The sequence below is a fragment of the Paraburkholderia sp. BL9I2N2 genome (assembly GCF_004339745.1).
Classification (GTDB): Bacteria; Pseudomonadota; Gammaproteobacteria; order Burkholderiales; family Burkholderiaceae; genus Paraburkholderia.
In genome coordinates, this window is sequence record NZ_SMGP01000002.1 from 1,800,443 (window position 1) to 1,813,569 (window position 13,127).

Annotated in this window: 13 protein-coding genes; 12 read left to right on the plus strand and 1 reads right to left on the minus strand. The window is 60.6% G+C overall.

The genetic code is table 11. The features are described from left to right. Window positions 1-212 precede the first annotated feature (212 nt). From B0G74_RS30085 to B0G74_RS30115, 7 genes are all read left to right on the plus strand, one after another. Window positions 213-731, plus strand: a complete 519-nt coding sequence (locus B0G74_RS30085) for a hemerythrin domain-containing protein (protein ID WP_132379054.1) — start codon at window positions 213-215, stop codon at window positions 729-731. Between the two features lie 53 nt (window positions 732-784). Beyond that, window positions 785-1,756, plus strand: coding sequence for a PDR/VanB family oxidoreductase (locus B0G74_RS30090; protein WP_207915720.1), 972 nt, complete (start codon window positions 785-787; stop codon window positions 1,754-1,756). A gap of 45 nt (window positions 1,757-1,801) precedes the next feature. After that, entirely contained in the window at window positions 1,802-3,100 is a 1,299-nt protein-coding gene (locus B0G74_RS30095) for a Rieske 2Fe-2S domain-containing protein (RefSeq protein ID WP_132379058.1), read from the plus strand. Between the two features lie 27 nt (window positions 3,101-3,127). Continuing rightward, a complete protein-coding gene (locus B0G74_RS30100) occupies window positions 3,128-4,396 on the plus strand; it encodes a Rieske 2Fe-2S domain-containing protein (RefSeq protein WP_132379060.1) in 1,269 nt (422 codons plus the stop codon). Between the two features lie 13 nt (window positions 4,397-4,409). After that, window positions 4,410-5,234: an SDR family oxidoreductase gene (locus B0G74_RS30105; RefSeq protein ID WP_132379062.1), complete on the plus strand. Its 825-nt coding sequence runs from the start codon at window positions 4,410-4,412 to the stop codon at window positions 5,232-5,234. Window positions 5,235-5,242: 8 nt separating this feature from the next. Further along, entirely contained in the window at window positions 5,243-6,187 is a 945-nt protein-coding gene (locus tag B0G74_RS30110; RefSeq protein ID WP_243658348.1) for an alpha/beta hydrolase, read from the plus strand. 150 nt (window positions 6,188-6,337) lie between these two features. Continuing rightward, window positions 6,338-7,012 carry a MarR family transcriptional regulator gene (locus B0G74_RS30115; RefSeq protein WP_132379064.1) on the plus strand — a complete coding sequence of 225 codons (675 nt, stop codon included), beginning with the start codon at window positions 6,338-6,340 and terminating at the stop codon, window positions 7,010-7,012. A gap of 14 nt (window positions 7,013-7,026) precedes the next feature. Here B0G74_RS30115 and B0G74_RS30120 read toward each other — a convergent pair whose 3' ends face one another. Beyond that, on the minus strand, window positions 7,027-7,671 hold the full coding sequence (locus B0G74_RS30120; protein ID WP_243658349.1) for an NAD(P)H-dependent oxidoreductase: 645 nt from the start codon (window positions 7,669-7,671) through the stop codon (window positions 7,027-7,029). A gap of 305 nt (window positions 7,672-7,976) precedes the next feature. Between B0G74_RS30120 and B0G74_RS46840 the strand changes: the two genes are divergently transcribed. From B0G74_RS46840 to B0G74_RS30145, 5 genes are all read left to right on the plus strand, one after another. Next, a complete protein-coding gene (locus B0G74_RS46840) occupies window positions 7,977-8,150 on the plus strand; it encodes a LysR family transcriptional regulator (RefSeq protein WP_243658377.1) in 174 nt (57 codons plus the stop codon). A gap of 314 nt (window positions 8,151-8,464) precedes the next feature. Next, window positions 8,465-8,791 (plus strand): DUF4148 domain-containing protein, encoded by a 327-nt coding sequence (locus tag B0G74_RS30130; protein ID WP_132379066.1) that lies wholly within the window; start codon window positions 8,465-8,467, stop codon window positions 8,789-8,791. 138 nt (window positions 8,792-8,929) lie between these two features. Further along, window positions 8,930-10,408, plus strand: coding sequence for an aldehyde dehydrogenase (locus B0G74_RS30135; RefSeq protein ID WP_132379068.1), 1,479 nt, complete (start codon window positions 8,930-8,932; stop codon window positions 10,406-10,408). Window positions 10,409-10,529: 121 nt separating this feature from the next. Then, window positions 10,530-12,605 (plus strand): FUSC family protein, encoded by a 2,076-nt coding sequence (locus tag B0G74_RS30140; protein ID WP_132379070.1) that lies wholly within the window; start codon window positions 10,530-10,532, stop codon window positions 12,603-12,605. Next, complete coding sequence (locus B0G74_RS30145) at window positions 12,596-13,051, plus strand: MEKHLA domain-containing protein (RefSeq protein WP_132379072.1); 456 nt, start codon at window positions 12,596-12,598, stop codon at window positions 13,049-13,051. The genes B0G74_RS30140 and B0G74_RS30145 overlap by 10 nt, the downstream gene beginning before the upstream one ends. The last annotated feature ends 76 nt before the right edge of the window (window positions 13,052-13,127 follow it).

The window sequence follows — 13,127 nt, forward strand, 5'->3', positions numbered from 1 at the left end:
AAACGATTTGCCGTCGGGAGATACCCGCATCTGAAACGCCTGAGGCTTGTCATCGTCAGAAATGACGAGCCTTACCCACGAAATTCGCTGTGTTTGTGGGAATTTTCACATATTGGCGTTTGCCCTATCTCGACACTCATCGCCCAGAATAGTATCTTCCGTGGAAGATGTAATAGATTGACGTGATCAATTGAGCAGGAGTTCGTTGAAAAATGAAGCAATTGAAAGATCACCAGACAAACCACGGTCGCGGTGCCGCACCGTCACCGAACCCAGCGTGGGAGAAGGATCGCGTGCTCTCCGGCTTCGCGTGGCATGACGACTACGCCCTTGGCCATCAGGCGATGGACGAGACCCATCACGAGTTTGTCGCGTGTGTACACACGCTGCTGACAACGGACGACGAAAATCTCGAGAACGCGCTCGAAGCGTTTGCCGAGCATGCGCGCCGGCACTTTGACGACGAGGACGCCTCGATGCGCGAGACAGCCTACGGTTCAGCGGGCTGCCATATCGACGAGCACGCCGCCGTGCTCCGATCCCTCGACGAGGTACGCACCATGTTGGCTGATGGACGGACCGAGGTCGTCCGCTCTCTTGCCAGAGCGCTGGTGGATTGGTTTCCGGAGCATGTGCGCGTGATGGACCAAGGTCTGGCGCGCTGGCTGGTTCAGCGAAAGTTGGGCGCCTCGCCAGTAGTCATCCGGCGTCGACTTCACATCGCCGCCTGACACGCTCCCCTCTCTTTACGGCTATATCCGTCATGGAACACAAATCGACCCCTATGAACACTTTGCTGCGAGTCAAAGTCTCTGCCAAAACCTGGCTGGCGGACGACATTGCCGGCTATGACCTCTCGCCATTGGCGGATAGTGCACTGCCTGCCTTCGAAGCGGGCGCGCACATCGACCTACACGTGCCTGGTGGCCCCGTACGTCAGTACTCCTTGTATGAACTGCCGGGCGAATATCCCCGCTACCGGATTGGCGTGTTGCGCGATCCCCAATCCCGCGGCGGCTCGGTGCAGCTTCTCGATAACGTGCATGCGGGAGATACGCTCACGATCAGCGCCCCGCGCAATCACTTCAGCCTGCACAACGGTCAAAACAACCGTTCGATCCTGTTCGCGGGTGGCATCGGTATCACGCCGATCCTCTGCATGGCGCAGCAGTTGGCGCGCGAGCACCGCCCATTCGCGATGCACTACTGTGGGCGCACGCTGTCGCGCATGGCTTTCGTCGATCGCCTGCAACAAGCGCAGTTTGGCGACGATTCGCAGATGCGCGTGCACGTCGATGACGACGCCCCCGACCAGCAACTCGATGCCCGCTCCGCGATAGGCTCGCCCTCTTCCGACAAGCATCTTTACGTGTGTGGACCCAACGGCTTCATGGACCACATCCTGCAGACCGCGCGCGAACTCGGTTGGGACGAGGGACACCTGCACCGCGAATATTTCGCGGCAACGCCAATCGATTCTTCAGAGGACGGGCGGTTCGAAATCGAGATCGGCAGCAGTGGCCAGGTCATCGAGGTTCACGCGGATCAAAGTGCCGCGCACGCCTTGCTCGACGCCGGTTTCAACTTGCCATTGTCTTGCGAGCAAGGAGTTTGCGGCACCTGCATGACGAAGGTGCTGGCCGGCGCACCCGACCATCGAGATCTGTATCTGACGGACGAGGAGCGGGCACGCAACGACAGCTTCATGCCGTGCTGCTCGCGCGCCAAAACTTCCCGGCTGGTGCTCGATCTTTGAGGCCACCTGTTACTCACTGCCTGACACTGTAGCGAGGGGATCAACATGTTGACCAAGCAAGATAACGAATTGATGTGCCGTATCGGAGTAGGTACGGCCATGGGCGAGGCAATGCGCCGCTTCTGGCTGCCCGTCATCCAGTCGTCGGACATGCCGCAGGCGAATGGAGAGCCGCAGACGATAGAGCTGCTGGGTGAGCGGTTTGTCGTGTGGCGCGACCAGGATGGTCGCCCCGGCCTCTATGCAGAGGGTTGTCTGCACCGGGGTGCTTCAATGCAGTTGGCCCGTTCGGAGGGCGATGGCCTGCGCTGCATCTATCACGGCTGGAAGTTTGCGGTGGATGGGACTGTCCTCGAGACCCCGAACATCGAGGACCCGAAATTCAAGGAGCGCATCAAGGGACGAACCTATCCAGTGCGGGAAGCGGGCGGCATCGTCTGGGGTTATCTGGGTCCCAAGGGTGAAGAGCCGCCCTTCCCGCACACGGCCTTCATGGACCAGCCGGACTCGCACCGCATCAACGCCTGCGCGGTCATCAACGCCAATTTCGTTCAGGTGATGGAAGGTCTCGTCGACTCATCGCATTTGACCGTCCTCCATAGTTCCGCCCTCGCGAGGACCAACGACTCCGATCTCGACTATGCGAAGAAGACTTTGCACATGCAGTTCGACGCAACCCCGAAGATCGAAGCAGACGAGACGGACTTCGGTTTCCACTATGTCGCAATCCGCCAAAACGGGGACAAACGTATCGCTCGAGTAACCGCATTCATCGCGCCTTGCTTCATCGCCAACGCGAACGGGGATGTCTGGCTTGCGATCGTCCCGGTTAGCGACGAGCGCTGCAACCTGTATCACGTGTGGTGGGACGCCGAAAAGCGCATTGGCGTAGAACCGTTGCGCAGTGAGCAACTCACGTTCGTGGGCCTGGATCAGCCGACGCTGCGCAAGTACGGGATGACGACCGACACCTGTGACTCGTCGGCCGCGATGTCCGTCGCCAATGGCTATCGCCAGGACCGCGTGCAGCAGCGCAATGGCCACTTCACCGGTTTCGACGGCATCACGCAGGAAGACGCCGCATGCAGCGTGTCGAGCGGCGCGATTCGCGACCGCTCGCAGGAGATGCTATCCACGGCCGATATCGCGATCAGCCGTCTTCAGCGCTGCTTGTTGGCGTACGCCCGGGCGGCCCGTGACCAGCAGGAGATAGCCGCGCTGCGAGCGGACGCTGGCAGCGCAATAGGCGTGTCCGGTGAGATCGGTATCGACGAGAACTGGCGCACCCTGGTTCCGCACCATCGGATCGTTTCGTCCCATGGTGCACGTGCAGAGCGCAGTTAATAACGGAAGTCAGGAAAGGAGCATTAAATGTTGAGCCACGCAGACAACGAGATTCTTTGCCGTATCGGTCCGGGTACCCCAGGAGGAAACCTGATGCGACGCTTCTGGCACCCGGTGTGCACCTCGGCCCAATTGCCGCATCCGGACTGCGCGCCACTGCGCGTCCGACTGCTCGGCGAGAACTATGTCGCGTTCCGGGACACCGAGGGCAAGGTCGGCTTTCTGGAAGAGCTGTGCATGCACCGGGGCGCATCGCTCGCACTGGGAAGGGTCGAGGAAGGCGGCATCCGCTGCCTCTATCACGGCTGGAAGTTCAGCGCGTCCGGCACCGTCATGGAAACGCCGAACCACGCCGATCCGAAATACGCTACACGGATGAAGGCGCCGGCCTTTCCAGTGCGCGAGGAAGGCGGCATCGTCTGGGCGTATGTGGGCCCAATCGAGTTGCTCCCGGCGTTTTCCCGCTATGCCTTCATGGACGCGGAACCGAACCACCGCGTCGTGCTGCGCGTCAACGTCGCCTGCAACTATCTGCAACTGGTGGAGGGTGGAGAGGACAGCTCTCATGTCGGCGTGCTGCACACCAACATGGCACGCCCAGGCTGGAAAGACAACGAGTTCACACGCAACCCTGACGTAATCAATCCTGCTGCGCTTGCATCCAATGACCTTGAACCGGCTCTGAAAATCGAAGAGACGGCCTTCGGTTTCCACTATGTCGCGCTGCGCAAGACCAATGAGCCGGGAGTCCGTAATGCACGCGTAGTCCCATTTATCGTCCCGTACGGCCGCATCATTCCTGCCCCGGCGTTTCAGTTCACCGTCCTCGAAGTCCCCGAACACGACACGCACACCAGCACCTACATCGTCGTTCATGGCGACGCTCCGGTGAGCGAAGAGAAGATCATCGAGTTGCTCGGGCTGAACGACCCTACGTACTATGACCGCAAGAATTGCACGTTCACGGCTAGCTGGACCGACACCTTCGGCCAGAATCGCGAGCTGATGAAGGAAAGCTGGACCGGATTGCGCGGCGTCGAGGTGGAGGACGCCACGATCGGATTGTCTCAAGGGCCGCTCTACGACCGTTCGCGCGAGCATCTGGTGCCTGCCGACCAGGCTGTCGTGCGTGTGCGCCGCGTGCTGCTGGATTCGATCAAGCGTGTGACGCAGAACCAGCAGCCGCCCGCGCTCGGCCTCGACCTTCGGGGCGTGAGCGCCTGTGACCGACAACTCGAAGACGGTGTAGCCTGGCAAGAGCTGCTGCCTTCACATCGCCAGGTAGTGGCAGCCTGAGGAGGAGACTCGCATGAGCAACAACATCCATAACGACGTTCCGGACTACTTGTCCTTGTTACGACTCGACGGTCGCGGTTTTGTAGTGCTTGGCGCCGGCCAGGGTATCGGCGCGCAGACCGTTCATGCACTGGCTCAGGCCGGTGCTCGCGTGCTCTGCGTCGACCGCGACGAGACGCTCGCCCGGAACATTGCAGACGCCGTGGCCGGGATACCGTGCGTGGCGGACGCAACATCGCGCGTCGACATGCAGCGCGTGTTCGACACCGCGCGGCTGCATTTCGGCCGCGTCCATGGCGTCGTCGATATCATCGGTGTCGCGGGAATCAAGCCGCTATCCGCCGTCGACGATGCGTCGTGGGACCAGCAATTCGATATCGTCGTACGCCACGCGTACCTCGCGATTCAAATTGCCGGTGAAATGATGAAGGCGGATGGTGGCGGCACCTTTGCGTTTGTCGGCTCGCTCGCCGGCGATCGCGCGGTGCCGAACGAGGTTGCCTACGCGGCCTCGAAGGCGGCATTGCATCACCTCGTGCGCTGCGCGGGTGTTGAGTATGCCCCCCACAACGTGCGCATCAATGCAGTGTCTCCGGGTTTCGTCCGCACGCCGCGACTTAATCAGCGTCTGGACGAATCAACGTGGACGACAGTCGGTCGTGCGATTCCGATTGGCCGGGCTGCCACGCCGGCGGAAATCGCGGGCCACCTGCTATTCCTTGCCTCCGACCTGAGCGCCCATATGGCCGGTGAGATCATCACTGTGGATGGCGGCCTCAGCGTCGTTGCCGCCATTCCCGCCATTACGTTCGCTCCCTCCACGACCCCGACCCCCTGAAATCAACGATGTCTTCTTCCTCTCAAAACCACATCCACCCGTCGCTTCGCGCTCTCGCTGCAAATGCCGCAGCGAAACCGAGCATGGCGGAGGTGAGCCCCGAGGAGGCGCGTGCAGGCATCGCCGCACGCACTGCCGCACGGGAGCCCGGCCCCCGTATCGACAAGGTTTTCGATCTCATGATTCCGGGCCTCGACGCCGAAATCCCCGTACGCATCTACCATCCAAAGGGCGCCACAGGGGTCACGATGGCCTTTCACGGCGGCGGATGGCTGATGGGCAATCGGGACAGCTTCGACGCGGTATGCCGGCATCTGGCCAACGACTCCGGACTAGCGGTGGCCAGTGTCGACTATCGGCTCGCGCCTGAGCATCCCTTCCCTGCAGCGTTGGACGACGTGTGGGCCGCGACCTGCTGGGTCGCCGAGCACGGGCACACGCTGGGCCTTCCGTCCGAACGTTTGACCGTGTTCGGCGAGTCGGCCGGCGGCAATCTCGCGGCAGTGGTCTGCCTGCTTGCCCGGGACCACGCCAAGCCGCGCATCCTCGCCCAGGCACTCGTCTATCCTGCAACAGATGCTCGTCAGCAGATGGCCTCGCTATCCACCTATGCTGAAGGCTTCATGCAGCGCAAGGCCGACGTCGAGTACGCATTCCGCACGTACGCACTCGATCATGGTGTGACGCCAACAACCTGGAAGCTCTCGCCGCTCCTTGCCGACAACCACGCGGGACTACCGCCGGCCATCGTTACCACCGCTGAGTGTGATGCCGTGCGCGACGATGGCGAAGCCTACGCGCGGAGATTGGCCGAGGCGGGCGTCCCGGTGACGTGCGTGCGATACCTCGGCATGCTGCATACCTTTTACAGCATGCGCGGCCAAGTCGACGCGGCGGCGCTGGCCCAGCGCCAGATAGCCGACATGTTGCGCAATGCGGTGCAAGCGGTATAAGGACGACTATCCTCCAAGCGGAACTACTCGGCCGCGCGCCTGATCTTTGACGCGTCGTCGGAAAATTTACGTACAATTGTGCGCGGCCATATTGAGCCAGTCCCGCTAAAATTTGCCGGGAGTGAACATCCTTCCAGGGAAGTCATCGAGATGAGCATCGCAGCACCAAAGCGACCCGCGTCTACCCGAACCCGCAAAAATGCGGCATCGGAACAGTCGAAGGCCCCCAGGAAAGCGAATCTTCCTGGTAGCAGCCTGATCGAAATCATCACGCTGCAGTGGCAACGCGAACACAGCGAGCTCGATCTCTCCAACTTCCTGCTCGCGATCTATTTCATGCGGCTCGGCACGCTCGTAGAACAGTCGTTTGACAAAATGTGCCAGAGCCTGTGTGGCATTAGCGGGTCGGACATGCGTGTGCTGCTGGCGCTGCGCCGCAGCGGGCATCCATACGCGAAGCGCCCCACGGATTTGTATCGGGCACTACTCGTTACCTCGGGCGCAATTACCAAAAAGATCGACCGTCTCGCGAGCCTTGGTTTGGTGGAGCGTCAGCAAGACCCAAGTCACGGCGGCGGATTCATCGTCCATTTGACCAGGAAAGGCCTTGATGTCGTTGAGAAGGCGATAGTGAAGCTGGCAGAAGAGTCGTCGATCGCGCCCGCGATGGCACACTTTTCGGAGGCGGAACGCGCTGCGGGCAACAAGTTCTGCCTGCGGACACTGGCGTTAATGGAAGAATTGGTCCTTCCGGGTCTTGAAGAACCCGACAACGCATTGTCGAAGCCTCGGGCCAAGGGCACGCGCTCGCCACGCAGTCGTTGAAGATCCACTCATCTTCACATACTGAGACTCTCCATTCGCCGGTGCTGGTGGCCCACGGGGGCTTCGCCCTGGTCGTGCGGCGCCCGAATGTGCTCGATATAGTCGTTCGCGCTACGGCTCAATTGATCCGCCGGAATAACGTGATTCGCGCCTTGTAACGCGAAAAGAGGCAAATAACGCGCGCCGACAAAACGCGCCGTTTGTTCGAGCGGACGAAGCAGTTCGACCAGCGTGTGTCCCACACGGCCATCTGTCTGATACGCGCCTTCAGGACTGCCGGTCGATACGACCAGCCCTATTTCTTTGTGCGCCAGCCGGTTGCCACCCGGACCGTACGCCCAGCCATAAGCGAGGACGTCGTCGAGCCATTTTTTCAGCAGCGGCGGAGTGCTGTACCAGTACAACGGAAACTGCAGAAAGATTCTCTCGTGGCTTTCGAGGAGCGCCTGCTCCGCCGCGACGTCGATATTCCAGTCCGGATATAGCTCATAAATATTCCGAATGGTGACCGAACCCGGAGCTTCCTCGAGCCTGGATCGCCACGCCGCATTGATCTGCGACTCGGCAAAGTTCGGATGAGCGAGTATGACCAGCGTTTTCTTGCTCATGATTTCCTCGCTCCATGACGGAAATCGATGCGCGTTCATAATGCGTTTCATGTCAGGCTCCTTGACGGATAAGAGGGACCCAACGACCCGGTGTCTGCGCAAGATCTGCCTTCGCGCTCCGGTGCGTCGATCCGTTGCAGCCATTCTTGCCCGCCTGAGCGGCCCCGCCAATTCCCCAAACATGCGGGCAACGGGTGCAGCAATGCACAAGTCCGCGCACATCCGCAGCCTTGCAATTAAAGTCAATCGTCGGCGCAAAAATAGTTGATTGAGATCGGTCCAGTCCGCTTCTAATATCTCTGTCCAGCTACGTCACCTCGAGACTCGGGCGATCAAGAGAGAAACGGAGACCATCCATCTTCGACTGGGAGGATTTACGCTATTTCGTTGCATTAAGTCAGGAAGAATCCCTCGCAAAAGCGGCGCCGCAATTGATGGTCGACCACGCGACCGTCGCGCGAAGACTTGCTTCACTCGAACAGGCCCTTGAACTCAAGCTAGTCGGCCGCCCCCGCGCGCCTATATTCTGACCACGGACGGCGAGCGCATCGCCGAACACGGCAAGGAAGTATGGCTCTCCATCCACGACGATCTGCGGCACGCGCCGGCCATCCTTAGCGTCATGCAGTTCATTGCCGCCTGCTTCCCCGGCGACGGTTGACGCCAGCTGCACGTCACCAAAGATTGTGCATTTCTTCACGGACCATCCGCACATTTCGGGAATTGGCAGATAGAAGACCGGTAGCAATAATGAATTCACCGATCGACGAACAACACGAGATGGATCGTAGATTTTCCGCCTCGTCGTTGAACGTCTTCTCTTCGATCTCTCAAGGAGCATGAAATGAAACGCGTACTGATCCCGACTGTTGTTCTTGCAAGTGTCATCGCATCATCCACTGTGTTCGCCGCACCTGCCGACTACGGCAAGACTCGCGCACAAGTGCGGGCGGAACTGATCCAGGCTCGTGAAGCGGGTTTACTCGACGCGCCCGATACCACGTACCCCACCGCTCAGTTGCGCGCAGCAGCCGCACTGCAGGCCGCCAACACGGCCGCCACGAACGCCAGCGCATCGGCCGTGGGTGGCAGCGTCGCGGGCCACTCTCAAAGCGGACGCCGCACTGTAACCGCGCCCGAAGCACGGGACAGCATCTATTTCGGTCAATGAACGTCGCGTAAAGAATGCATGCGCATCGCCAGAACCCGATGCGCATTTCTTCACATGCGGCGTGCAGTAGTGAGGAGTTCCGTGACGCCGGTCAGGCAACTACGATGAACTCACCGTAACCAGTCAAGGAGTAACGTGATGGAACAGTTCAAGATGCGCATCGGCAGCGAGTGGCGCGGTGCGAGCGATGGTCGGACGTTCGAAAGCCTCAACCCCTACAACGGCGAGATCTGGGCCGAGGTGCCGCGCGGCACAGCCGAAGATGTCGACGCCGCGGTGCGCGCCGCTCATGCAGCGTTCAAGCGCGGCCCCTGGGCGACGATGACAGCGAGCCAGCGCGGCATGGTCCTGCACAAGATCGGCGATGCGATCGCCGCGCACGCGGAGGAGCTGGCCGACATGGAAGTGAAGGATAATGGCAAGCTGAAAGCCGAAATGCTCAAGCAGATGGAATATCTGCCGCAATGGTTCTACTACTATGGCGGCCTCGCCGACAAGGTTCAGGGCGACGTCACACCGTTCGACAAACCCGGCATTTTCCACTACAGCACGTTCGAGCCGCTCGGCGTAGTGGCAACGATCGCGCCGTGGAATTCTCCGCTGCTGCTCGCGGTTTGGAAAATAGCGCCGGCGCTTGCAGCAGGTAACACGGTCGTCATCAAGCCATCCGAGTTCTCGTCGGCATCCTCCATTCTGTTTGCGAAACTGTGTGAAGAGGCCGGCGTGCCGGATGGCGTCGTCAATATCGTGACCGGCTTCGGCAAAGAAGTGGGTGAACCGCTCGTCGCTCATCCATTGGTCGCACGCGTCGCCTTCACCGGCAGCGAGGGCGGTGGTCGCCATGTGTACGAGAACGCGGCACGCTCCTTCAAGCGCGTTTCACTGGAACTGGGCGGCAAGTCGGCCAATATCGTCTTCGAGGATGCGAACCTCGACGACGCGGTGAAGGGCGCCGTAACCGCCATCTTCTCGGCAACGGGCCAGAGCTGCATGGCCGGATCACGCCTGCTCGTGCATTCGAGCATCCATGACGAGTTCGTCGAGCGGCTGGTGAAGTTCATGCAGGACGTGCGACTGGGCGATCCGATGTCGCCGGAGACGAACATGGGCCCTGTCTCGACCCAGCCACAACTCGAAAAGACCCTGTACTACATCGACGTGGCGAAACAGGAAGGCGCACGCCTCGTTCTGGGTGGCGGACGTTCGACGCGGCCTGGCACCGAGAACGGCTTCTTTGTCGAGCCGACTATTTTCGTCGATGTTCGCAACGACATGCGCATCGCGCAGGAAGAGGTATTCGGACCGGTCGTGGCGGTCATCAAGTTCGACACGGAAGAGGAAGCGATCGCGATTGCCAACGACAGCAACTATGGTCTGGCGGCCGGCGTCTGGACACGCGATCTTCGCCGCGCCATGACGGTGCCGAAACAACTCGAAGCAGGCAGCGTGTGGGTCAATGCGTATCGCCTCGTCAGCTATCTCGCGCCGTTTGGCGGTGTGAAAGCGTCGGGAATCGGCCGCGAGAATGGCATTCGTGCGATTTACGAATACCTCGAAGCCAAGAGCGTCTTCATCAACCCCACGCCGGGTGTCGAAAACCCGTTCGTGCTGGGCTGAGCGACTGTGTCTCCAGGACGATCGCCGACGTAGTCACACGCCGGCGATCGTCCTTATGCAAGGACACCGACTGCACATTCTTCAACCAACGTCGACAGCAAGCAAAAGGGTTGGCAAGCCAATGCGTTCGAAGTGGATACCCTCTTATAGCCTCGTGATGTTCGCGGGCCGTGCGGCTCTCGCCGCGACGCTTGCGCTAGTCTGTTCGCTGCTCCTTGGCCTGCACGAGCCGCATTGGGCCGCATGGACCGCGGTTTCCGTCGGGCTTCCAGCACGCGGGGACGGTCTGCTGAAATCGCTCAACCGGGCGATCGGAACGGCAATTGGCGCGCCAACCGGCGTTCTGCTTGCTTTCGCGGCGCACGGCAGCGAGCCGCTGCTCGTCGGCTTGCTGGCGGTATGGCTCGCCGTGTCTGTGTATGCAGGTCTCTCGCTGCGTCATTATCGCGCCTACGCGGCGGTACTGGCCGGCTACAGCGCGGTCATCATTGCCATGTCTCTCACGGACCAAACGGGTCAACTGTTCGAGGTGGGGCGAGATCGTTGCGTCGGTATTTTCATCGGCATCGCCAGCACTTTGCTCGTGCTTCTTTTGTCGCGCGACGTACAACGCGGACATGCAAGCCGACGTATTCGTCGCGCGATTGCGACGGCATGCACCTGGAGCGCGGACCGGCTTGTCGGCTTGCCGCGCGCCTGGGCCACCGACGGCACCGGCCCGCAACGGCTGCGCAATCAGTTGAGCGACATCCTGGCGCTTGACGGCGCCGTTCATAGTGCAGTCGCCGAGTCGCCGGCGCTGTGGGCTCGCGCGGGCCGTTTGCACAAGGTCGTACCGGCACTGCTCGATCTGCTCGTCGTGTCGAGAAGCGTCGAGCGGAACTTCGAAGAGGCTGCCGCCACAAATAATCCAATAAGCGAAGAAGTCGAAATCGTCGTCGTCAAAGCATCCGTATTGCTCACGTCCATCGCTGGCGCACTACACGACGATCCGGCACACGACATCGAAAAGCTGCCAGGCTTTCGGCGCCAGGCGCACGCATTGCGTGGCATGCTCGTATCCATTCAGGCGCGAAATGCGATTGAACGTCGGCGCATCGATCTCGTATCGGCACTCCTCGGCGCAACGGAAACCGCACTGAGAACTTATGCCGCGTTGACAGGGGAACAAGGAGGTGTCGATACAGAAAGCTATCCGCCCCCGGTCTACGCACTTGATCACAGCTACGCGATCGCTGCGGCGTTGCGCGCCGGATTCGCGTTACTGTTAGCCGGTGCTATCTGGATTGCCACCGGTTGGCAAGGCGGACCGCTGTTCGTCGCGTTTACGGCGATTGCAATTGCCCTCTTCGCCATCCGGCCCGACCCGCGAGATACGGGTCGTCATTTTCTCGCGTCGGGCGCGGTTGGGGCCGGTGCAGCGTTCCTGTTCTATGCGACGGTCTCGCCGCATCTTCCTCACGCGATAGGCGTTTCGCTCGCCGAGGGCAGCATTGTTTTTCTTGGGATCGTTGTCGCGTCCGCGCTTTCGAACGCGTTCTGGGCGTCGGGTTTTTGCCTCGTGTTCCTCGTCGTGTCGGATCCCGAGTCCATTGCTCATACGACCACGGCCGCGATAAGCGCGCATGCGTTGGGTGTGCTGGCCGGCTCCGCACTGGCCGCGCTAGCCTTCCATCTTGTTCCGTCGCGCAGGCTTGAACAACAGTGGCGCAAACAGCGCCTCAAACGGATAGCCGACGCGATCAGGGCCTTGATCGCTTCACCCGTTGCGCAGCAAGCGGTCGAAATGCGCCATGCGTGGCAATGCCGTAGCATCGATACGCTGGTGCGACTCGCGTTGCCCGCCGCCTCCGTCAAGGAGGTGGACGAGTGCATGGCGTGGATAGAGATTGGAGGTGAACTTCTCAAGCTGAAGGAAGCTTCGCGCGTCGAGCCGCTTCCGTTGAACGCCAGAAAGTCGATCGACGACTTGCTGACGGACCTGCAGAGTCTCGAACTGCAATCGTGGTACGTGCGGTTGATCGTAGCCGATGCCGAACTGCGCGACGAGAACCTCGCCGGCAACCAGCATGTACTGGGGACTCGCGCGGTGGTTCTTGAACTTGCCTCGCTTATACAGCGCATTGCGGCGGCGGAGAGTTGCGACAGCGGCGCAGAGTATCAACTGAAATCCAGGAGCAATACTGTATGGCAATGAATACCGATACCCGCTTCTTCCAGCTTATGGCCGGGTCTTATGAGCGACTCCTTGGGAAACCGCTCGTTCCCAAGGGATTAAGCGTCGTTCAGGGTGTTGAATGGCTTTATGCCGAAGCCCCGTTTGGCATTCTTGCGCACGACACCGCGGCTGATCCCGTGTTCGTCTACGGCAACAAGCGCGCACAGTTCCTGTTCGGATACGACTGGGATGAGCTCACCTCGCTGCATTCGCGGCTGTCGGCTGAAGCACCGGAGCGCAGCGAGCGCCAGGCGTTCCTCGATCAGGTAGGACGCGACGGATTCGTTACCGGATATCGCGGCATTCGGGTCGCGAAGTCGGGCAGGCGCTTCTGGATTGAACGGGCCACCGTGTGGCAACTCTTCGACGAAGATGGGACGTATCGAGGTCAGGCCGCGATGATCCCTGAGACGACCGATATCTGACGCATCGTTCAAATGCTTCCGCAGGCCAGTTGTGACGCGCATGCATCGGCACTGGCCTCGGACACTGCTTACCACC